The organism is Pseudomonas sp. Colony2 (genome assembly GCF_019382755.1).
Lineage (GTDB): Bacteria > Pseudomonadota > Gammaproteobacteria > Pseudomonadales > Pseudomonadaceae > Aquipseudomonas.
This window is the reverse complement of the sequence record NZ_CP080030.1, coordinates 368,659-388,332: the sequence shown is the minus strand read 5'-3', so window position 1 is coordinate 388,332 and position 19,674 is coordinate 368,659. Positions and strand designations below refer to the sequence as shown.

The following is a 19,674-nucleotide window of genomic DNA, read 5'->3' as shown; positions in this document are numbered from 1 at the left end:
ACCTCGGTACAGGCAGGCCGGGGATTCCCTCTTTAACACCGAAGCCTTTGGCTTCACCCCGTTTTGGGAGCCCTGGTACAGGCAGGCCGGGAACTCCCTTCTTTACACCCGGGGCTTATGAGGCAACGCGCCCATAGCCCCAGCCCGTTTTGGGAACCTTGGTACAGGCAGGCCGGGGATTCCCTCTTTTATTGCTCCTGGAGATGGATCTCCACCCGCCAGCGTCCATCGGCCTTCTCTCCCGACCACTCCCCGCGCAACGGCCGAGCCGCCACCAGGTTCAGCAGCAAGCCGCCATCGGTCTTGCGTACGCGCCAGTTCACATCCTTGTCATTGACCTTCAATTGGCCGCCCTGGGCCTTGCCAAGCGCATCGAACAGCAGCGCCACGGTGCCGTCGATATGCTCGCCGTGCAGCTTGGGTTCGCTGTTGAACCACACCACCAGGCCATCGGCGGCGGGCTCTACCTGTTGCAGCTCAACCGGGTCTGGCGTGGTCAGCCGGCCGATCATCAGGCCTACCATCAAGCCGACAATCGCCAACGAGCCTAAAACCCGTGGCAATAGCTTCGGCCTGGGGTCTTCATCAGGGGTAGAATGCAGCGCATCTTTGCCTTCGGAGCCGTGCATGTTTCACGTCATCCTTTTTCAACCAGAAATTCCGCCGAATACCGGCAACGTTATCAGGCTGTGCGCCAACAGTGGCTGCCACCTGCATTTGATCGAGCCCTTGGGTTTCGACATGGACGACAAGCGCCTGCGCCGCGCCGGGCTGGACTACCACGAGTACGCCACCCTGCAACGCCACGCCGACCTTGCCAGCTGCCTGGAAAGCCTGAACCACCCACGGTTGTTCGCGTTTACCACCAAGGGTTCGCGGCCGTTTCATGATGCCAGCTTTGCCGAAGGCGACGCCTTCCTGTTCGGCCCGGAAAGCCGCGGCCTGCCGGCAGACGTGCTGGACGCCCTGCCAGACGGCCACCGCCTGCGCCTGCCGATGCGCGAAGGCTGCCGCAGCCTGAACCTGTCCAATACCGTGGCCGTCGCGGTTTACGAAGGTTGGCGGCAACTGGGGTTCAAGTAACACTGCATAACGAATGTGGGAGCGGGCTTGCTCGCGAAAGCGGAGTGCCAGTCAACGAAGATATCGACTGAAGTACCGCATTCGCGAGCAAGCCCGCTCCCACATTGGATCGGCGTCGTTGCTCAGAACAGCTTACTGAACCGTTGGCGAGCCTTCCTGTTGCATGCGCTGCAGCTCTTGCGCATACAGGGCATCGAAGTTCACCGGAGCCAGCATCAGCGCCGGGAACGAGCCACGGGTGACCAGGCTGTCCAGGGTCTCACGGGCATACGGGAACAGGATGTTCGGGCAGAACGCGCCCAGGGTGTGGCTCATGGACGCTTCGTCCAGGCCCTGGATCAGGAAGATACCGGCCTGTTGCACTTCAGCAATGAAGGCCACTTCTTCGCCGTTCTTGACGGTGACCGACAGGGTCAGCACGACCTCGTGGAAGTCACCTTCCAGGGCCTTCTGACGGGTGTTCAGGTCCAGCGCAACGCTCGGGGTCCATTCCTGACGGAAGATGGCCGGGCTTTTCGGCGCTTCGAACGACAAGTCACGTACGTAAATACGCTGCAGGGAAAATTGTGGGCCTTGAGCTTCTTCTGCTGCCGCTTCGGTGTTCTGTTGGTCAGTCATCGCAGATCCTTCGTGATCTTGGGGTCTTTTAGGGGTTAGGAGTCAGACGTGAAGCAGCGCATCCAGTTTACCGGCGCGCTCGAGTGCGAACAGGTCATCGCAACCACCGACATGCTTGTCACCGATCCAGATCTGCGGCACGGACGTGCGTCCCGCTTTCTTGGTCATCTCGGCGCGCACCTGGGGCTTGCCATCAACCTTGATCTCTTCGAAGGCAATGCCCTTTTTCACAAGCAGGGCCTTGGCCCGCATGCAATAAGGGCAATAATCGCTGGAATAAACGACAACCTGGCTCATATCACTTCACCAGCGGCAGGTTATCGCCACGCCAGCTGGAAATACCACCCGACAGTTTGGCGGCGTTGAAGCCGGTTTTCAGCATCTCGCGGGCGTGGGTGCCGGAGTGCTGGCCCTGGGCGTCGACCAGGATAATGGTCTTGGCCTTGTGCTTTTCCAGCTCGGCCAGGCGCGAAATCAGTTTGTCCTGGGGAATGTTCAGCGCGCCGACAATGTGACCGGCGGCGAAATCCTTGGCGGGACGAATGTCCACCACTACGGCCTCATCCTTGTTGACCAGGGCGGTCAGCTCGGACGTGCTGAGGCTGCGGCCACCGCGGCTCAATTCGTGAGCGATCAGCAGCGCCAGCAGTACGACGAACGCACCAGCGAGCAAATAGTGGGTAGTGGCAAATGCAATCAGGTGATCAACCATCAAGGAGGTTCCAGGGCGTTAAAATGGCGGTAAGTATACACAGCCGTCATGGTCGGCCAACCCCCGTAAAGCGGTGACGTGGTCGGAACTTCGCTTTAAACTGCCACTCCCTTTTCTATTCCCTTCATTCATTACCGCCGCGAGAGGATCTATGACTACTACGCCTAAACCTTTGGTCCTGATAATTCTCGATGGCTTCGGACACAGTGAAAGCCACCACGACAACGCCGTGTACTCGGCCAGCAAGCCAGTACTGGACCGTCTGAGCGCTACCGTTCCGAACGGCCTGATCTCGGGCTCGGGCATGGATGTTGGCCTGCCGGACGGCCAAATGGGCAACTCGGAAGTCGGCCATATGAATCTCGGTGCCGGACGAGTGGTCTATCAAGACTTCACCCGCGTGACCAAAGCGATCCGCGACGGTGAGTTTTTCGAGAACCCAAACATCTGCGCGGCAGTGGATAAAGCGGTCAAGGCCGGCAAGGCCGTGCACTTCATGGGCCTGCTGTCGGACGGCGGCGTCCACAGCCACCAGGACCACCTGATCGCCATGGCCGAACTGGCCTTCAAGCGCGGCGCCGAGAAGATCTACCTGCACGCGTTCCTCGACGGCCGCGACACCCCGCCGAAAAGCGCCCAGTCCTCCATCGAACTGCTGGATGAAACCTTCAAGACCCTCGGCAAAGGCCGCATCGCCAGCCTGGTTGGCCGCTACTTCGCCATGGACCGCGACAACCGCTGGGACCGCGTGGCACAGGCCTACAACCTGATCGTCGACGGCCAGGCCGAATTCAACGCCGCCACCGCCCAGGAAGGCCTGGAAGCCGCCTACGCCCGTGGCGAGAGTGACGAGTTCGTCAAGGCCACCACCATCGGCGAACCGGTCAAGGTCGAAGATGGCGACGCCGTGGTGCTCATGAACTTCCGCGCCGACCGTGCCCGCGAGCTGAGCCACGTATTCGTCGATGCCGGCTTCAAGGACTTCGAGCGCGCCCGCCAGCCGAAAGTCGAATTCGTGATGCTGACCCAATACGCCGCCAACATCCCGGCCCCGTCGGCATTCGCCCCGGGCAGCCTGGAAAACGTGCTGGGGGATTACCTGGCGAAAAACGGCAAGACCCAACTGCGCATTGCCGAAACCGAGAAATACGCCCACGTGACCTTCTTCTTCTCCGGCGGTCGTGAAGAACCGTTCCCGGGTGAAGAACGCATCCTGATTCCGTCGCCGAAAGTCGCCACCTACGACCTGCAGCCGGAGATGAGTGCCCCGGAAGTCACGGACAAGATCGTCGACGCCATCGAGCACCAGCGCTACGACGTGATCGTGGTCAACTACGCCAACGGTGACATGGTGGGCCACAGCGGCAACCTGGAAGCGGCGGTAAAAGCCGTGGAATGCCTGGACCTGTGCGTCGGCCGCATCGTCGACGCGCTGGACAAGGTGGGCGGCGAAGCGCTGATCACCGCTGACCACGGCAACTGCGAGCAAATGTCCGACGAATCCACCGGCCAGGCCCACACCGCCCACACCACTGAGCCGGTGCCATTCATCTACGTAGGCAAACGTGACTTTAAAGTACGTGATGGCGGCGTGCTGGCCGACGTGGCACCGACCATGTTGATGCTGATGGGGCTGGAGAAGCCGAAAGAGATGACTGGCACTTCGATTCTGGTCTGACACAGTTCAGGGGTTGCTCAAAACAGGCAGCCCGTCAATAATGGACTTGAGCGCGAAACCAGTTGCCTCCAGCGGCGATAACTGGCGTAGGAACCCCGCAGATGGCTGGATATCCGCGTAGGGTGAGACCTCCACACCCCTGCTTGAGGGTGTGTATATGAATATCAAGCAAGCACTACTTAGGGCAGTTCGAAAGAGCTGCCCTTTTCTTTGGGCGTCACAAAAGCTCGTAACGTTTGTAGAGCAACTCACCATGACGATGCTTGTTCAAGGCCTTGGCGTCTGTCTGCATGAAGTTCCACAGCACATTGCCAGCCTGAATATTGACCACCACCAGCATCTGCCTCCTGGATTCATAAGCCCCAATGAATGCTATACGGGCGGAGCAATCGCTATAAGCAACACGCCATATTTCCAGAGGCCCCGTCAATGTGTCCAAGGCGAACCTGACATAACGCTCTCTGGCGTCCTGCCGCTTTTCAACAATGTGCTGCAGACAGCTACGCCTGATCGCTATTTGCCCCAAAGGCGAGGCAACTTCCACTTCCGAACAGCTCGAATGGGCAATGCCAAAATGCATTGCGACTATATCGATGGCCGCTTCGACGTCATTGCCGGCGGCCACTTCCTCAAGTGGACGCGCTCGCAAGGCCCGATCCAGACTACGAAGATCGGGAAGCCCATAATCAAGCCACGTATGCTGGCCTTTTGACTCGTGAATACAAGGCATTACTGACTATGCCGACCGTCGGATTAACAGGGCCGAAGAGTCTATTCCGAGCGCAAATGCACCGTCAGGGTGGAGCATTTCAAGGCATTTCGCGAAGCACACAAAACAACTGCAGAATCACGACACGACGCTCTCTACCGCTCGTCGCCTTCAAAGGGCTATGGGACTTGCCCACAATTGCTTGCAGAATGCGGCCACTGGGCACCTAACTTGCCTGCCAAGCCGAATTGGGCGTTTTTTTTGCAGCGCTTGGCGGGCATACTAGGCCGTCCCTTTCCCTGGTGTCGCCCGCCTCTATGCTTCGCGCCTTGATTACCCTTGCTCTTGTCTGCCTGCTCCAACCGGCGTTTGCCGATGAGCGCGCACAAACCCAACAACAGTTGGACGCTACGCGTCAGGACATTACCGAGCTGAAGAAGCTGCTCGGCAAGCTCCAGGAAGAGAAGTCCGGCGTGCAGAAAGACCTGCGCGGCACGGAAACCGAGATGGGCAAGCTGGAGAAGCAGGTCCAGGAGCTCCAAAAAGAACTAAAGAAGAGCGAGTCGGAACTGGAGCGACTCGACGCTGAGAAAAAAAAACTCCAGAGCGCCCGCGTTGAACAGCAACGCCTGATCGCGATCCAGGCCCGCGCCGCTTACCAGAACGGCCGCCAGGAATACCTCAAGCTGCTGCTCAACCAGCAGAACCCGGAAAAATTCGCCCGCACCCTTACCTATTACGACTACCTGAGCAAGGCCCGCCTGGAGCAACTGAAAAGCTTCAACGAGACCCTGCGCCAGTTGGCCAACGTCGAGCAGGAAATCGCCAACCAGCAGTCGCAGCTGCTCGACCAGAAAACCGCCCTCGACAGCCAGCGCGACGAGCTGGACAAGGTCCGCAAGGAGCGCCAGCAGGCGCTGGCCAAGCTGAATGACGACGTGAAGGCCCGTGACGCCAAGCTCCAGGCCCGCGAGCAAGACCAGGCTGACCTCGGTAAAGTCCTGAAAACCATCGAGGAAACCCTCGCTCGCCAGGCCCGTGAGGCAGAGCAGGCGCGGCAAAAAGCGCTGCTTGCCCAGCAGGAAGCCGAAAAAAAGCGCGAGCGTGAAGCCGCCGAGGCAGTCGCCAGCGCCACTACCGACGCCCCGGCCCCGCGTAAACCGGCGCGTGCAGCGCCTGGCCCGCTGGTTTCCAGCGCCGGCGAATCCTTCGGCGGACCTTTTGCTTCAGCTCGGGGCAAACTTCCATGGCCAGTTGATGGTCGATTACTGGCACGCTTTGGTGAAACCCGTGGCGATGACACCCGCGCCAAGTGGGACGGTGTGATGATCAGTGCCGGTGCCGGCACCCAGGTCCACGCTATCCACGGCGGCCGCGTGGTATTCGCCGATTGGCTGCGTGGCGCAGGTTTGTTGGTGATTCTTGACCACGGTAATGGCTATTTGAGCCTTTACGGCCACAATCAAACTTTGCTTAAAGCGGCAGGTGATGTTGTAAAAGCCGGTGAATCCATCTCCACTGTCGGTAACAGTGGGGGCCAGGACACCCCGGCGCTGTACTTCGCTATTCGTCAGCAGGGCCGCCCGAGCGACCCGGCACAATGGTGCCGTACCCAAGGATAAGGGTCGCATCTACATTAGGAGTTCGTTCGACATGCTGCATTTGTCCCGCCTCACATCGCTGGCCCTGACGATCGCTCTGGTGATCGGCGCGCCTTTGGCATTCGCCGACCAGACCGCCCAGTCGGCCACGGCCGCGACCACCAAGGCCCCGCTGCCGCTGGACGAGTTGCGCACCTTTGCCGAGGTCATGGACCGGATCAAGGCCGCTTATGTCGAACCTGTGGACGACAAGACCCTGCTGGAAAATGCCATCAAGGGCATGCTCAGCAACCTTGACCCGCACTCCGCCTACCTGGGCCCGGAAGATTTCGCCGAGCTGCAGGAGAGCACCAGTGGTGAATTCGGTGGCCTGGGCATTGAAGTCGGCGCCGACGACGGCAACATCAAGGTCGTTTCGCCGATCGATGACACCCCTGCGTCCAAGGCCGGCATCCAGGCCGGTGACTTTATCGTCAAGATCAACGGCCAGCCGACCCGCGGCCAGACCATGACCGAAGCCGTCGACAAGATGCGCGGCAAGATCGGCCAGAAAATCACCCTGACCCTGGTGCGCGACGGCGGCACGCCGTTCGACGTGACCCTGACCCGCGCCACCATCACGGTCAAGAGCGTGAAGAGCCAGCTGCTGGAGTCGGGCTACGGCTACATCCGTATCACCCAGTTCCAGGTCAAGACCGGCGACGAAGTGGCCAAGGCCCTCGCCAAACTGCGCAAAGACAACGGCAAGAAACTCAGCGGCATCGTGCTCGACCTGCGCAACAACCCGGGCGGCGTGTTGCAGGCAGCGGTGGAAGTGGTCGACCACTTCATCACCAAGGGCCTGATCGTCTACACCAAGGGCCGTATCGCCAACTCCGAGCTGCGCTTCTCGGCCACCGGCAACGACCTCAGCGAAGGCGTGCCGATGGTTGTGCTGATCAACGGCGGCAGCGCCTCGGCTTCGGAAATCGTCGCCGGCGCCCTGCAAGACCAGAAACGCGGCGTGCTGATGGGCACCACCAGCTTCGGCAAAGGCTCGGTGCAAACCGTGCTGCCGCTGAACAACGAGCGTGCCTTGAAGATCACCACGGCGCTGTACTACACGCCGAACGGTCGCTCGATCCAGGCCCAGGGCATCGTGCCGGACATCGAAGTGCGCAAGGCCAAGATCACCAACGAAGCCGACAGCGAGTTCTACAAGGAAGCGGACCTGCAAGGCCACCTGGGCAATGGCAACGGCGGCGCCGACCAGCCGACCGGCAGCGGCTCGAAAGCCAAGCCGATGCCGCAGGACGACGATTATCAGTTGGCCCAGGCGCTGAGCCTGCTCAAGGGCCTGAGCATTACGCGCAGCCGTTGATATGCGCCGTGGACTGATCATCGCTTTGCTGTGCTGTCTGGCGGGTGTCGCCCAAGGCAACCCCGCCAGTGCAGCCCCCGCTGAACACAAAGCCTACCTGACCCTGATCATCGACGACCTCGGGCAAAACCTGCCCCGGGATCGTCGTGTGCTCGCCCTGCCCGGCCCGGTGACCACGGCGATCATGCCCGACACACCCCACGCCGCCGAATTCGCCCGCGAAGCCCACAAGGCCGGCAAGATCGTCATCCTGCACATGCCCATGGACCCGGCCACCGGCCCGTTCGCCTGGCACCCCGACCTGCCTATCGAAGAGCTGGGCAAACGCCTGGACGCGGCCTTCAAGGCCGTGCCCTACACCGCCGGCATCAACAACCACATGGGCAGCCGCATGACCGCCCAGCCGGAGGCCATGGCCTGGTTGATGGGTGAGCTGCAACGACGCCACAAGTTCTTCGTCGACAGCCGCACCAGCGCTAAAACCGTCGCCGCCGCCGAGGCGCAAAAGATTGGCCTGGCCAGCGTCTCGCGGGATGTGTTCCTCGACGACGAACGCACCGAAGCGGCCATCACCACCCAGCTGCAGACCGCGATCAAGCTGGCCCACAAACAGGGTTCGGCGGTGATGATCGGCCACCCTTATCCACAGACCCTGGCGGTACTCGAACGTGAGCTGCCCAAGCTCAAGGCCCAGGGCGTCGAGTGGATCGACATCAAGTTGATGATCAGCCTGCGCAGCAACCAGGCCATGGCCGGCCACGGAAAAAACGGCACTTACCGCTAGTGCTATATAGCTACCGCGCCTGACCGAGCGGACTCTTCGATAGTGGATCTTCGTATCCACTGGAGAGTCTGTAGATGAACTCACTGCAATACAAAGACCTGCTGATCAACTTCACCACCGAGTTCGTTCCTGTATGGAACGACAAAGGCACTCGCGCCGAGAAACCCGTGACCTTCTGGCGCCCGAGCACATCCTCCGACGCGCTGGGCAACTTCGTCCCGCTGGGTGATGTGGCGGTGGCGGGTTACCACAACATCAATCAACTGAACATCGTCGCTGTTGTCAGCGAAGTTGACCGGGAGAATGGCACCGCCTTGCGGCCCCCCGTCGACTTCGAGAGAGTCTGGGAACACTCGGGACCAAGGGCACGCGCCAATTTCTCAATCTGGCGGCCCACCGCTCCAGAAGGTTATGTGGCGATGGGGCTGGTCTGTGGCCTCGGTAACGACAAACCACCACGCAATACCATCCGCTGTGTCAGAGAAGACCTGGTGACTCAGGCCTATGTCGACCAGTTGATCTGGAGCGACCAAGGCAGCGGCGCCCACCGGGACTTCAGCGCCTGGGGTGTCTCCCCGTCGCAAGCAGCTCCTGGCCAAGCCTACCTGGCACCGGGCACCTTTACCGGCGCCGAGGGCTATGCCAAGCCAACCAGGCAACGCCCGGTGCACGCCCTGCGGCTGGACCTTGCGCTTCATTCCGAAGATTTGCCGCCACTTTCACCCGAAATGGCACCAGGACGCACGATGCCGGAGCAGGTAACAGAGGGCATTCATGTGTGCGAACTGCCCTGGTTTACCGTGAACGACCCGACCCTGACGCCCCTGGAAAAACTGCAAACGTGCCCGGTATATCGGTTGAAAAGAATCGACCAGTACAGCTTGGTAGCCAGCGGTCAAAACACCACGCCAGCAAGCCAAACCTTCAGTTGGGTATTCGCAAAAGGAGAGATCAGTGATTTCTCCTTGGGCCTGCGCTCCTTGACCGGCGTCGATATAAAGGCTGCCTGGGCACCCCGGCATCCGTTGAGTATCAGTGCCAACCTCAATCGCGACTTCACGCATACGGGCTTGACCGCACAAGGCTGGGAACGGGAGGGCGTGGCGGATGTGATGGCTTACATCCCGGCGAATAAATCCATCGCTGCCTACCTGGTCAAAAGCCGATACGAGCTATTGCGGGCTGACGGCAGCCAGCTCGGGCCAACCCTGACCTATGCCAGCGGAGATAACGTCTACTTCAGCGAGCTGCTGCAACCTGAAGCGGCGGTTACTGCTGTTGAGGAGCCAGAGGAAGTACCAGCAGCGGTGCCCGAGCCCACAGAAAACAACCTAGAGATAACGCCCCATGATTTCATCGACGACACCCTCCTGCCGTAACTGATCGAGGGCCGCCTGGAGTTTCGCCACTACGTCATCCGGCACGTTTTTGTTCAGCGCCAGGTACAGCTCCGCGCTGTTGAAACGCAACACAGTCTTGAGCCCGGTCACCCCGACCTGGCGTGCCAGATAACGGCCCGCCGGGTCCCCGGTGGCCCACAGGTCGATCTGGCCATCCACCAGCTTTTTCGCGTTGTCCTGATCCCGCAACACGATCACCGGCTTGAGCCCCTGCTTCTCCAGGCTATCGGCGATGGCGTCGCCCTTGTAGGCGCCGATCTTGTAGCGCCGCGCCTGCTCAAGGTCGCTCAGCTGGATCTTGCTGTCAGCCTTGGCCAGCAGCACCCAATCGTCCGGGCCGATGGGGCCGACCCATTTGAACAGCGCCTCACGGTCCGGCAAGCGCGCCATCACGAACACGCCGTAACCGGGTTTTTCCAGGGCGAGTTTGTAGATCCGGTCCCAAGGGAACCGCAGGGTCAGGTTGTAGGAAATACCGGCACGCTGGAACGTCTCGCGGACGATGTCCACGGCAATGCCTTCGATGTTCTCTTCCTTGGCGAAGTTCTTGCCGTTTTTCGCCATGTTGTACGGCGGGAAGTTTTCCGTCAGCAACACCAGGGAAGCGCCGTCGGACGGTTCATCAGCGTAAGCCGAACCCGTCAGCAGAACGGTGGTACTGGCGAGGGCGAGCAGCAGGTCTTTGAACATGAAAGTTACCGGAATCCATGGCAAGCCCAGAGAGTGCCGCGAGCCTGCCATGGTGTCCAGTGACGTTTAGCGTACGACGATACCGCGCGCCGCCATGTAGGCCTTGGCCTCAGGCACGGTGTATTCGCCAAAGTGGAAAATACTCGCCGCCAGCACTGCGCTGGCGTGGCCTTCGATCACGCCGTCGGCCAGGTGCTGCAGGTTGCCGACGCCGCCGGAAGCAATCACCGGGATGCCCAGCGCGTCGCTGATGGCGCGGGTCACGCCCAGGTCGAAGCCGTTTTTCATGCCGTCCTGGTCCATGCTGGTCAGCAGGATTTCACCGGCACCCAGGGCTTCCATCTTCATCGCCCACTGCACGGCATCCAGCCCGGTCGGCTTGCGCCCGCCGTGGGTGAAGATCTCCCAGCGCGGGGTTTCGCCCGGGCCGGAGACTTTCTTGGCGTCGATGGCAACCACGATGCATTGCGAACCGAAGTGCTGTGCGGCTTCGCCGACAAATTCCGGGTTGAACACCGCCGCGGTGTTGATCGAAACCTTGTCCGCGCCGGCATTCAGCAGGTTGCGAATGTCCTGCACGGTACGCACGCCACCGCCCACGGTCAGCGGGATAAACACCTGGCTGGCCATGCGCTCCACGGTATGCAGCGTGGTGTCGCGACCATCGACGCTGGCGGTGATGTCGAGAAAGGTAATCTCGTCGGCACCCTGTTCGTCGTAGCGACGGGCGATTTCCACCGGGTCGCCGGCGTCACGGATGTTCTCGAACTTGACGCCCTTGACCACGCGACCGTTGTCGACGTCCAGGCAAGGGATGATGCGTTTGGCCAGCGCCATGGTCAGTCCTCAGCCGTTGTAGGCGTCGCAGTAAGCCTGGGCTTCAGCGACGTCCAGGGTGCCTTCATAGATCGCCCGGCCGGTGATCGCGCCGATGATCCCCGGCGCCTTCGCGTCCAGCAGCGACTTGATGTCGCCGAGGTTGTGGATACCGCCGGAAGCGATCACCGGGATCTTGGTGGCCGCAGCCAGCGCAGCGGTGAACGGTACGTTGCAGCCCTGCATCATGCCGTCTTTGGCGATGTCGGTATAAACGATGGCGGAGACGCCGTCGGCTTCAAACTGCTTGGCGAGGTCGATCACCTGGACGGTGCTGATCTCGGCCCAGCCGTCGGTGGCGACGAAACCGTCCTTGGCGTCCAGGCCCACGATCACTTTGCCGGGGAACGCACGGCACGCTTCGGCGACGAAGGCCGGGTCTTTCACGGCCTTGGTGCCGATGATCACGTAGCTCACGCCTGCTTTCACGTAGTGTTCGATGGTTTCCAGGGAGCGGATGCCGCCGCCGATCTGGATCGGCAGGTTCGGATAGCGCTTGGCGATCGCCGTCACCACTTCACCGTTGACCGGCTGGCCTTCGAACGCACCGTTCAAGTCCACCAGATGCAGACGACGGCAACCGCCTTCCACCCACTTGGCAGCCATGCTCACCGGGTCATCGGAGAACACCGTGGAATCTTCCATGCGGCCCTGGCGCAGACGTACGCATGCGCCGTCCTTGAGATCGATTGCGGGAATAATCAGCATCTGGCAAACCTTATTCGATATTCAGCGTTGCTCGGGAAATCAGGGTTTCTCGAGCGCCCACAAGTCGCTTTCGATGCTTTCGAACCTTTCTTTAAGGTGCGTCTGCACATCGAAAATCGCCCTGTTGTAATAGTGCGGAGCAATTTCAGTGGTGAACAGTTCGAGGATTTCTGCGACCTCGAACGAGCCGAGCTTGAGCTCGAAGCGGTCTTCCATGAAACGCTTGATCTTGTCGGTGGCCTCACTCTCCTGCTGGGGAGTGAGGTTTAAGATCGGCGGCTTGACCTTCTTGGCCATTACCAGCGCCCGTCCCACGCGGCGAAGTTCTGCAGCAATTGCAGGCCATGGGTATGGCTCTTCTCCGGGTGGAACTGCACGGCAAAGCGCGAACCGTCGGCCAGGGCCGCGGCGAAGTCGACGCCATAGTGCCCGCCACCCACCACCTGGCGCGGGTTACCGGCGGCGATGTAATAGCTGTGCACGAAATAGAAACGCGCCAGGTCCGGCACTTCGTGCCACAGCGGGTGATCCACGGTCTGACGCACTTCGTTCCAGCCCATGTGCGGCACCTTCAGGTGCTCGCCGTCTTCGTGCAGGTCCTTGCCGAAAAACTTCACCTGGCCCGGAAACAGACCGATGCAATCGACGCCGTCGTTCTCTTCACTGCTGTCGAGCAAGGCTTGCATGCCCACGCAGATGCCGAGGAACGGCCGGTCCTGGCTGACTTCACGCACCAGGCTGTCGAAGCCCAGGCGACGAATCTCGGCCATGCAGTCGCGAATCGCGCCAACCCCCGGGAACACTACCCGGTCGGCTTCGCGAATCACGTCGGCATCGCTGGTGATCAGCACCTTGCCGGCACCTACGTGCTCGAGGGCCTTGGCCACCGAGTGCAGGTTACCCATGCCGTAGTCGATAACCGCGACCGTCTGCATTACAGGACGCCCTTGGTCGACGGCATTTGCCCGGCCATGCGGTCATCCAGCTCCACGGCCATGCGCAGGGCACGGCCGAAAGCCTTGAACACGGTCTCGATCTGGTGGTGGGTGTTGGTGCCACGCAGGTTGTCGATGTGCAGGCTGACCAGGGCGTGGTTGACGAAACCCTGGAAGAATTCCTGGAACAGGTCGACGTCGAAGCCGCCCACGGTGGCGCGGGTGTACGGCACGTGCATCTGCAGGCCCGGGCGGCCGGAGAAGTCGATGACCACACGCGACAGCGCTTCGTCCAGCGGGACATAGGCGTGACCGTAGCGACGGATGCCTTTCTTGTCGCCGATGGCTTTGGCAAATGCCTGGCCCAACGTGATACCGACGTCTTCCACCGTGTGGTGGTCGTCGATATGCAGGTCGCCCTTGCTGACGATATCCAGGTCGATCAGCCCGTGACGGGCGATCTGGTCCAGCATGTGCTCAAGAAAAGGTACACCGATATCAAATCGGGCCTTTCCGGTGCCATCCAGGTTGATCGAGGCTTTGATCTGGGTTTCCAGAGTGTCGCGCTCGACGGACGCCTTACGTTCGGCCATCACCAGCTCCGCAAAATCATTGGGCGAAAAAGGCAGCCATTATAGGGGCGCGGGCGCTAAACAGAAACATCGGAGGGGATAAGACTGATGGAGTGTCGGGGATAGACATGTCAGTACAAGTGTGGGGGCAGCTTTGCGTGGGAGCGGGCTTGCTCGCGAAAGCGGTGGGTCAGCCAATACATGTGCTGACTGATCCATCGCATTCGCGAGCAAGCCCGCTCCCACAAGGGTTACGCGGTGTTAGTGGAACAGGACTGCGGTTTTCTGCAGGGTGACCCACACGCCCCACGCCAACGGAATGCCCACCGCCAGCCAGGCGGCAACCGCCAATGGCACGCTGCCGGAGGAGGCTTTCCACTCCAGCACGGTGCTGGAATCGGCGCCCTTGTCATGGCCCAGCGCCTGCTCGGCAGCCAGTTCGGCGTCGGTCATGAAGTACTTGTCTGCCACCGGCCGTACCAGCAGGTTGCAGATAAAGCCCAGCACCAGCAGGCCGGCGAGGATGTACAAGGTGATGTCGTAGGCGGCAGCGCGTTCAACGCCGATGCTCAACTGATACTCACGCAGGTAGTTCACCAGCACCGGACCCAATACGCCCGCCGCTGCCCAAGCGGTCAGCAGGCGACCGTGGATCGCACCCACCATTTGCGTACCGAACAGGTCCGCCAGGTAAGCCGGCACCGTCGCAAAACCACCGCCGTACATCGACAGGATGATGCAGAACGCCGCCACGAAAAGCGCGACGTTACCCAGGTGACCCAGGTTCGGGATCAGCGCGTACAGGGCAAAGCCCAATGCGAAGAACACGAAGTAGGTGTTTTTACGGCCAAGGTAGTCGGAGAACGATGCCCAGAAGAACCGGCCACCGATGTTGAACAGGCTCAACAGACCGGTAAAGCCGGCTGCGATGGCCGCGATGGAAGCCAGTTGGCCGGCATCCAGTTGGCCAAATGCCAGGCCGTTACCCAGCAACTTGCCGCCGAACACTTCCTGCAGCAGCGGCGAAGCCATGCCGAGGATGCCGATGCCGGCAGACACGTTCAGGCACAGCACCAGCCACACCAGGCGGAATTGCGGGGTTTTCCAGGCCACGTTCACGTGCACGTGACGATGGGTGATCATCGCGTTGCTGGCTTTTTTCGCCGGGGCAGTCCAGCCCTCAGGCTTCCAGCCGGTAGGCGGAACGCGGTAGGACAAGGCGCCGCCGATCATGAACACGAAGTAGATCACGGCCATGACCACGAAGCTCTGCCACACGCCAACGCTGGTCGGCGAGGCAAAGTGGCCCATCAAGGCGGCTGCCAGCGGGGCACCCACCATCGCGCCGCCGCCGAAGCCCATGATCGCCATGCCGGTGGCCATGCCGCGCTTGTCCGGGAACCACTTGATCAGGGTCGAGACCGGCGAGATATAGCCCAGGCCCAGGCCGATACCGCCAATGACCCCGGAGCCGATCCACATCAGCCAGATCTGGTGGGTATAGATCCCCAGCGCGGAGATCAGCAGGCCGCCACACCAGCACAAGGCCGAAACGACACCAGCCTTGCGTGGCCCGGCGTGTTCCAGCCAGCCGCCCCAGATCGCCGCAGAGCAGCCGAGGAAGATGAAGAACAGGGTGTAGATCCAGCCCAGCATGGAGATGGGCCAGTCGCATTGCGACGAGAAGACCTGGCTGATGAAGCTCATGTCCGGCGCACAGGCGACCGGTGCGGTGATCCCCAGCGCCTTGGACAACGGCAGCCAGAACACCGAAAAACCGTAGGCCATGCCGATACACAGGTGGATTGCCAGGGCGGCCGGTGGTACCAGCCAACGGTTGAACCCGGGCTTGGCGATAATGCGTTCCTTGGACAGGAACGCAGGCTGTGCAGCAGTATTACCCGCCGCAGTGCTAGTGCTCATTGGTGTTTCCCCCAGTTATTAGTATGTGTCCGTCGGGCGCTCTCTCCCTCGGCCTTACACGCAAGGCGTGGCCGTTTTGTTGAGTAAAGCTCCTTTTAAACGCGACGTTTAGTCGCAGACGGCAGACGAACATGCGCAGATTAGCATCTGTGGATGACAGAAAAACCAAACTGATATCACCTTTCTGGAGTTATCTGATTTGTTTGACGCCATGTAACGATCCCTAAACAGCCATAGGGCTACGAGCGTTATACTCTTCGGCTAAATTTTAAAATCGACATACAAGGACTCGCCCATGAAAGCGTTCGGCAAAATCCTGGGTCTGGTACTTCTCGGGCTGTTGCTGATCATTGTGGCTCTAGGCTTTGCCCTGACCCATCTCTTCGATCCCAACGACTACAAAGACGAGATTCGCCAGATTGCCCGCGACAAGGCCCACATCGAGCTGACGCTCAATGGCGACATCGGCTGGAGCCTGTTCCCCTGGCTCGGTCTTGAATTGCACGAGGCCAGCGTTGCGACCCTGACCAATCCGAGCCAACCGTTTGCCGATCTGCAGATGCTCGGCCTGTCGGTGCGCGTGCTGCCGCTGCTGCGCCGTGAAGTGCAGATGAGCGATGTACGTGTCGAAGGCCTGAACCTGCGCCTGAACAAAGACGTGCATGGCCACGGCAACTGGGAAGACATCGGCAAGAATGTGCCGGACCCGGCTACCGCCGCCACCACGCCTGCCGTGGCTGAAGCGGCCACACCGCCCAAGCCTGAAAAGCCGCCGCAGCCGATCCGCCTGGACATCGACAGCCTGACCATCAACAACGCCCGCGTCGAATACAACGACGAGCAGACCGGCAAGCAGTTCAGCGCCGAAAGCATCCAGCTGAGCGCCGGCGCCGTGCACGAAGGTGCAAGCATCCCGGTCAAACTCACCGCGTTCTTCGGCACCAACCAGCCGCTGATGCGCGTCAAGACCGAGGTCAACGGCAACCTGCGCATTCAGCGCGCCCTCAAGCGCTACCAGTTCGAAGACATGAAGGTCACTGGTGAAGCCACCGGCGAGCCGCTGCAAGGCAAGACCGTGACCTTTTCGACCCAGGGCCAATTGCTGGTGGACCAGTCTGCGAATATCGCCGAATGGACCGGCATGAAGCTGTCGCTGAACCAACTGCGCGCCCTGGGCGAGCTGAAGGTCAACGACCTGGACAAGACTCCACAGTTCAGCGGCGCCCTGTCGATTGCCCAGTTTGACCTGGCCAAGTTCCTCGACAGCGTCGGCAACCCGCTGCCACCGATGGCCGCCGGCAGCCTGAGCAAGGTCGAACTGGTCAGCCGCCTCAAGGGCACGCCGACCAGCCTGGCGCTTGAAGACCTCAACCTGAAACTCGACGACAGCACCTTCACCGGTCGCGTGGCCGTGGATGATTTCGCCAGGCAATCCCTGCGGGTGCAGCTCAAGGCCGATACGTTCAACGCCGACAACTACCTGCCGGCCAAGTCCGAAGCCGCCAAGGGCGCTGCGGCCGCGCGCCAGGCTGAAGTGCAGAACAGCGAAGCCGGCGCCATGGCGGCCGGTGGCACCACACCGTTGCCGGACGCCCCGACCAAAGCCGCGTGGAGTACCGACAAGCTGCTGCCGCTGACCCGCCTGCGCACCCTGGACGTAAACGCCGACCTGTCCTTTGGCCAACTGACCCTGAGCAAGCTGCCGATCCAGAATGCCGCCCTGAAAGCCTCCGGCCTCGATGGCCAGCTCAAGCTCGATACCTTGAGCGGCGGCCTCTACAACGGCACCTTCCAGGCCAACGGCAACCTTGACGTGCGCCAGGACATCCCGCTGCTGGCGCTGCAAACCCGCATCAAGCAGGTACCGGTCGAACGCATCCTGCAAGCCCAGGGGCAGAACCCGCCGGTGAAGGGCCAGCTCACCCTCGACAGCAACCTCAACGGCCGCGGCAATAGCCAGAAAGCCCTGATCGACAGCCTCAACGGTACCGCCAGCTTCGCGATCAACAATGGCGTGCTGCTCAACGCCAACATCGAGCAACAGCTGTGCACCGGCATCGCCCTGCTCAACCGCAAGACCCTCAGCGGCGACCAGCGCGGCAAGGACACCCCGTTCCAGGAACTCAAGGGCAACCTGACCTTCCGCAATGGTGTGGCCAGCAACCCCGACCTGAAAGTGCGCATCCCGGGCCTGACCGTCAACGGCGACGGTGACGTCGACCTGCGCGTGCTGGGCATGGACTACCGCGTCGGCATCATCGTCGAAGGCGACCAGCGCGACGTGCCGGACCCGGCTTGCCAGGTGGGCTCCAACTTCCAGAACATCGAAGTCCCGCTGCGCTGCCGTGGCCCGCTGGAACTGGGCGCCAAGGCCTGCCGCCTGGACAAGGACGGCTTGAGCCAGGTCGCCATCAAGGCGGCAGGCAACAAGCTCGGCGAGAAGCTTGAACAGAAGCTCGACAAGGTCAATCCACAGCTGAAAGACGCGCTTAAAGGCCTGTTCAAACGATGAGAAACGAGCAGTTTTCAACGGCGGTGCTCGACTGGTACGACCGCCACGGTCGCCATGACCTGCCCTGGCAACAGGGCATCACGCCTTACCGGGTGTGGGTCTCGGAGATCATGTTGCAGCAGACCCAGGTCAGCACCGTGCTGAACTACTTCGACCGGTTCATGGCGTCCTTGCCAACGGTCGAAGCCCTGGCTGCCGCGCCGGAAGACGAAGTGCTGCACCTGTGGACCGGGCTGGGTTACTACACCCGGGCGCGCAACCTGCAAAAGACCGCGAAGATCGTCGTTGCCGAATATGGCGGCGAGTTTCCCCGTGACGTCGAAAAACTCACCGAACTGCCCGGCATTGGCCTGTCCACCGCGGGTGCGATTGCCAGCCTGAGCATGGGCCTGCGAGCGCCGATCCTCGATGGCAACGTCAAACGCGTGCTGGCGCGCTTTACCGCGCAAGAGGGTTACCCGGGCGAGCCGAAGGTCGCCAAACAGCTGTGGGCCACCGCAGAGCGCTTTACGCCCCATGACCGCGTCAACGCCTACACCCAGGCCATGATGGACATGGGCGCCACCCTCTGCACCCGCAGCAAGCCCAGCTGCCTGCTGTGCCCGCTGGAAAAGGGCTGCGAAGCGCACCTGCTCGGCCTGGAAACCCGCTACCCGATCCCCAAGCCACGCAAGACCGTGCCCCAGAAGCGCACGCTGATGCCGTTGCTGGCCAATGACGAGGGCGCGATCCTGCTTTACCGTCGCCCCTCCACGGGCCTGTGGGGCGGTTTGTGGAGCCTGCCGGAGCTGGATGACCTGGCCGACCTGGAACACCTGGCCAACCAGCACTCGCTGACGCTGGGCAAACACCAGGAGCTGCCGAGCCTGATCCACACCTTCAGCCACTTCCAACTGGCTATCGAACCCTGGCTGGTCCAGGTCCAGGAGTCTGCCCATCACGTGGCCGAGGCTGACTGGCTCTGGTATAACCTCGCCACCCCGCCGCGCCTGGGCCTTGCCGCCCCGGTGAAAAAACTGCTGAAGCGCGCGGCTGAAGTATTGAACGCAGGAGTTCCGTCATGACCCGCACCATCATCTGCCGCAAGTACCACGAAGAACTGCCCGCCCTCGAGCGCGCCCCGTTCCCTGGCGCCAAGGGCCAGGACATTTTCGACAACGTCTCCGCCAAGGCCTGGGCTGACTGGCAAAAGCACCAGACCCTGTTGATCAACGAAAAGCGCCTGAACATGATGAACGCCGAAGACCGCAAATACCTGCAGGGCGAGATGGACAAGTACTTTTCCGGCGAGGATTACGCCAAGGCCGACGGCTACGTGCCACCTGCTGAATAATTGATCAAAATTGGGGGTTGGCCCGTAAGCGACGGTAATAATTAAATATTTTTTGAAAACTTGCTTGACGACCCCCTGAAAAACCCGTTTAATGCGCCCCGTTGCCCAGATAGCTCAGTCGGTAGAGCAGGGGATTGAAAATCCCCGTGTCGGCGGTTCGATTCCGTCTCTGGGCACCAC

21 protein-coding genes and 1 tRNA gene are annotated in these 19,674 nt (G+C 61.1%); 10 read left to right on the top strand and 12 right to left on the bottom strand.

Annotation, left to right across the window (positions count from 1 at the left end; translation table 11 throughout):
- Positions 1-188: 188 nt before the first annotated feature.
- Positions 189-629 carry a hypothetical protein gene (locus JV201_RS01615; RefSeq protein WP_219406420.1) on the bottom strand — a complete coding sequence of 147 codons (441 nt, stop codon included), beginning with the start codon at positions 627-629 and terminating at the stop codon, positions 189-191.
- Between JV201_RS01615 and JV201_RS01610 the strand changes: the two genes are divergently transcribed.
- Positions 628-1,083, top strand: coding sequence for a tRNA (cytidine(34)-2'-O)-methyltransferase (locus tag JV201_RS01610; protein WP_003218007.1), 456 nt, complete (start codon positions 628-630; stop codon positions 1,081-1,083). The genes JV201_RS01615 and JV201_RS01610 overlap by 2 nt on opposite strands.
- 132 nt (positions 1,084-1,215) lie before the next feature.
- Here the strand turns inward: JV201_RS01610 and secB are convergent, their stop codons facing one another.
- Genes secB through JV201_RS01595 form a run of 3 tightly spaced genes read right to left on the bottom strand, consistent with a single transcriptional unit; the run spans position 1,216 to position 2,413 of the window.
- Positions 1,216-1,701, bottom strand: a complete 486-nt coding sequence (secB, locus tag JV201_RS01605) for a protein-export chaperone SecB (protein WP_003218009.1) — start codon at positions 1,699-1,701, stop codon at positions 1,216-1,218.
- Positions 1,702-1,743: 42 nt separating this feature from the next.
- Entirely contained in the window at positions 1,744-1,998 is a 255-nt protein-coding gene (gene grxC / locus JV201_RS01600) for a glutaredoxin 3 (RefSeq protein ID WP_177028519.1), read from the bottom strand.
- Position 1,999: 1 nt separating this feature from the next.
- Positions 2,000-2,413 carry a rhodanese-like domain-containing protein gene (locus tag JV201_RS01595; RefSeq protein WP_003218014.1) on the bottom strand — a complete coding sequence of 138 codons (414 nt, stop codon included), beginning with the start codon at positions 2,411-2,413 and terminating at the stop codon, positions 2,000-2,002.
- A 151-nt stretch (positions 2,414-2,564) separates the two neighbouring features.
- Between JV201_RS01595 and gpmI the strand changes: the two genes are divergently transcribed.
- The gene (gene gpmI, locus JV201_RS01590) at positions 2,565-4,091 is read left to right on the top strand and encodes a 2,3-bisphosphoglycerate-independent phosphoglycerate mutase (RefSeq protein ID WP_219406419.1); all 1,527 of its coding nucleotides are present in this window, start codon (positions 2,565-2,567) and stop codon (positions 4,089-4,091) included.
- Between the two features lie 217 nt (positions 4,092-4,308).
- Here gpmI and JV201_RS01585 read toward each other — a convergent pair whose 3' ends face one another.
- Positions 4,309-4,740, bottom strand: coding sequence for a PBECR2 nuclease fold domain-containing protein (locus tag JV201_RS01585; protein WP_257903279.1), 432 nt, complete (start codon positions 4,738-4,740; stop codon positions 4,309-4,311).
- Positions 4,741-5,117: 377 nt separating this feature from the next.
- Between JV201_RS01585 and JV201_RS01580 the strand changes: the two genes are divergently transcribed.
- The 4 genes from JV201_RS01580 (at position 5,118) to JV201_RS01565 (ending at position 9,924) form a co-directional block, all read left to right on the top strand.
- Complete coding sequence (locus JV201_RS01580; RefSeq protein ID WP_003218021.1) at positions 5,118-6,422, top strand: murein hydrolase activator EnvC; 1,305 nt, start codon at positions 5,118-5,120, stop codon at positions 6,420-6,422.
- Positions 6,423-6,453: 31 nt separating this feature from the next.
- Positions 6,454-7,761 carry a S41 family peptidase gene (locus JV201_RS01575; RefSeq protein ID WP_003218023.1) on the top strand — a complete coding sequence of 436 codons (1,308 nt, stop codon included), beginning with the start codon at positions 6,454-6,456 and terminating at the stop codon, positions 7,759-7,761.
- Position 7,762: 1 nt separating this feature from the next.
- Positions 7,763-8,545 carry a divergent polysaccharide deacetylase family protein gene (locus JV201_RS01570; protein WP_008435686.1) on the top strand — a complete coding sequence of 261 codons (783 nt, stop codon included), beginning with the start codon at positions 7,763-7,765 and terminating at the stop codon, positions 8,543-8,545.
- Between the two features lie 74 nt (positions 8,546-8,619).
- On the top strand, positions 8,620-9,924 hold the full coding sequence (locus JV201_RS01565; protein ID WP_177009270.1) for a Vps62-related protein: 1,305 nt from the start codon (positions 8,620-8,622) through the stop codon (positions 9,922-9,924).
- Here the strand turns inward: JV201_RS01565 and JV201_RS01560 are convergent.
- From JV201_RS01560 to JV201_RS01530, 7 genes are all read right to left on the bottom strand, one after another.
- Positions 9,877-10,635 carry an ABC transporter substrate-binding protein gene (locus JV201_RS01560; RefSeq protein WP_219406417.1) on the bottom strand — a complete coding sequence of 253 codons (759 nt, stop codon included), beginning with the start codon at positions 10,633-10,635 and terminating at the stop codon, positions 9,877-9,879. The two genes, JV201_RS01565 and JV201_RS01560, sit on opposite strands and share 48 nt — an antisense overlap.
- A 66-nt stretch (positions 10,636-10,701) precedes the next feature.
- Positions 10,702-11,472, bottom strand: coding sequence for an imidazole glycerol phosphate synthase subunit HisF (gene hisF / locus JV201_RS01555; protein WP_003218030.1), 771 nt, complete (start codon positions 11,470-11,472; stop codon positions 10,702-10,704).
- A 9-nt stretch (positions 11,473-11,481) separates the two neighbouring features.
- Positions 11,482-12,219 carry a 1-(5-phosphoribosyl)-5-[(5-phosphoribosylamino)methylideneamino]imidazole-4-carboxamide isomerase gene (gene hisA, locus JV201_RS01550; protein ID WP_003187784.1) on the bottom strand — a complete coding sequence of 246 codons (738 nt, stop codon included), beginning with the start codon at positions 12,217-12,219 and terminating at the stop codon, positions 11,482-11,484.
- A gap of 39 nt (positions 12,220-12,258) precedes the next feature.
- The gene (locus JV201_RS01545; RefSeq protein ID WP_003218033.1) at positions 12,259-12,516 is read right to left on the bottom strand and encodes a DUF2164 domain-containing protein; all 258 of its coding nucleotides are present in this window, start codon (positions 12,514-12,516) and stop codon (positions 12,259-12,261) included.
- A complete protein-coding gene (hisH, locus tag JV201_RS01540) occupies positions 12,516-13,154 on the bottom strand; it encodes an imidazole glycerol phosphate synthase subunit HisH (protein ID WP_003218034.1) in 639 nt (212 codons plus the stop codon). The genes JV201_RS01545 and hisH overlap by 1 nt, the downstream gene beginning before the upstream one ends.
- On the bottom strand, positions 13,154-13,747 hold the full coding sequence (gene hisB / locus JV201_RS01535; RefSeq protein WP_003218037.1) for an imidazoleglycerol-phosphate dehydratase HisB: 594 nt from the start codon (positions 13,745-13,747) through the stop codon (positions 13,154-13,156). Before hisB ends, hisH begins: the two co-directional genes overlap by 1 nt.
- A 240-nt stretch (positions 13,748-13,987) precedes the next feature.
- The gene (locus JV201_RS01530) at positions 13,988-15,649 is read right to left on the bottom strand and encodes an OFA family MFS transporter (RefSeq protein ID WP_003218039.1); all 1,662 of its coding nucleotides are present in this window, start codon (positions 15,647-15,649) and stop codon (positions 13,988-13,990) included.
- Between the two features lie 295 nt (positions 15,650-15,944).
- On the opposite strand from JV201_RS01530, the gene JV201_RS01525 reads away from it, so the two are divergent.
- From JV201_RS01525 to JV201_RS01510, 4 genes are all read left to right on the top strand, one after another.
- Positions 15,945-18,161, top strand: a complete 2,217-nt coding sequence (locus JV201_RS01525; protein WP_219406416.1) for an AsmA family protein — start codon at positions 15,945-15,947, stop codon at positions 18,159-18,161.
- Positions 18,158-19,225: an A/G-specific adenine glycosylase gene (gene mutY, locus JV201_RS01520; RefSeq protein WP_177036566.1), complete on the top strand. Its 1,068-nt coding sequence runs from the start codon at positions 18,158-18,160 to the stop codon at positions 19,223-19,225. The genes JV201_RS01525 and mutY overlap by 4 nt, the downstream gene beginning before the upstream one ends.
- Positions 19,222-19,494, top strand: a complete 273-nt coding sequence (locus JV201_RS01515; RefSeq protein ID WP_087693327.1) for an oxidative damage protection protein — start codon at positions 19,222-19,224, stop codon at positions 19,492-19,494. The genes mutY and JV201_RS01515 overlap by 4 nt, the downstream gene beginning before the upstream one ends.
- Before the next feature lie 103 nt (positions 19,495-19,597).
- Positions 19,598-19,673 (top strand) — tRNA-Phe (locus JV201_RS01510).
- The last annotated feature ends 1 nt before the right edge of the window (position 19,674 follow it).

What these genes read in the sequence shown, in the direction of transcription:
- JV201_RS01565 (WP_177009270.1), top strand. Translation starts at nt 8,620, where the DNA reads ATGAACTCACTGCAATACAAAGACCTGCTGATCAACTTCACCACCGAG.
- JV201_RS01575 (WP_003218023.1), top strand. Translation starts at nt 6,454, where the DNA reads ATGCTGCATTTGTCCCGCCTCACATCGCTGGCCCTGACGATCGCTCTG.
- JV201_RS01595 (WP_003218014.1), bottom strand. Translation starts at nt 2,413, where the DNA reads ATGGTTGATCACCTGATTGCATTTGCCACTACCCACTATTTGCTCGCT.
- JV201_RS01610 (WP_003218007.1), top strand. Translation starts at nt 628, where the DNA reads ATGTTTCACGTCATCCTTTTTCAACCAGAAATTCCGCCGAATACCGGC.
- hisH (WP_003218034.1), bottom strand. Translation starts at nt 13,154, where the DNA reads ATGCAGACGGTCGCGGTTATCGACTACGGCATGGGTAACCTGCACTCG.
- JV201_RS01525 (WP_219406416.1), top strand. Translation starts at nt 15,945, where the DNA reads ATGAAAGCGTTCGGCAAAATCCTGGGTCTGGTACTTCTCGGGCTGTTG.
- JV201_RS01570 (WP_008435686.1), top strand. Translation starts at nt 7,763, where the DNA reads ATGCGCCGTGGACTGATCATCGCTTTGCTGTGCTGTCTGGCGGGTGTC.
- grxC (WP_177028519.1), bottom strand. Translation starts at nt 1,998, where the DNA reads ATGAGCCAGGTTGTCGTTTATTCCAGCGATTATTGCCCTTATTGCATG.
- gpmI (WP_219406419.1), top strand. Translation starts at nt 2,565, where the DNA reads ATGACTACTACGCCTAAACCTTTGGTCCTGATAATTCTCGATGGCTTC.
- secB (WP_003218009.1), bottom strand. Translation starts at nt 1,701, where the DNA reads ATGACTGACCAACAGAACACCGAAGCGGCAGCAGAAGAAGCTCAAGGC.
- hisB (WP_003218037.1), bottom strand. Translation starts at nt 13,747, where the DNA reads ATGGCCGAACGTAAGGCGTCCGTCGAGCGCGACACTCTGGAAACCCAG.
- JV201_RS01545 (WP_003218033.1), bottom strand. Translation starts at nt 12,516, where the DNA reads ATGGCCAAGAAGGTCAAGCCGCCGATCTTAAACCTCACTCCCCAGCAG.
- JV201_RS01515 (WP_087693327.1), top strand. Translation starts at nt 19,222, where the DNA reads ATGACCCGCACCATCATCTGCCGCAAGTACCACGAAGAACTGCCCGCC.
- JV201_RS01530 (WP_003218039.1), bottom strand. Translation starts at nt 15,649, where the DNA reads ATGAGCACTAGCACTGCGGCGGGTAATACTGCTGCACAGCCTGCGTTC.
- hisA (WP_003187784.1), bottom strand. Translation starts at nt 12,219, where the DNA reads ATGCTGATTATTCCCGCAATCGATCTCAAGGACGGCGCATGCGTACGT.
- JV201_RS01580 (WP_003218021.1), top strand. Translation starts at nt 5,118, where the DNA reads ATGCTTCGCGCCTTGATTACCCTTGCTCTTGTCTGCCTGCTCCAACCG.
- JV201_RS01560 (WP_219406417.1), bottom strand. Translation starts at nt 10,635, where the DNA reads ATGTTCAAAGACCTGCTGCTCGCCCTCGCCAGTACCACCGTTCTGCTG.
- mutY (WP_177036566.1), top strand. Translation starts at nt 18,158, where the DNA reads ATGAGAAACGAGCAGTTTTCAACGGCGGTGCTCGACTGGTACGACCGC.
- hisF (WP_003218030.1), bottom strand. Translation starts at nt 11,472, where the DNA reads ATGGCGCTGGCCAAACGCATCATCCCTTGCCTGGACGTCGACAACGGT.
- JV201_RS01615 (WP_219406420.1), bottom strand. Translation starts at nt 629, where the DNA reads ATGCACGGCTCCGAAGGCAAAGATGCGCTGCATTCTACCCCTGATGAA.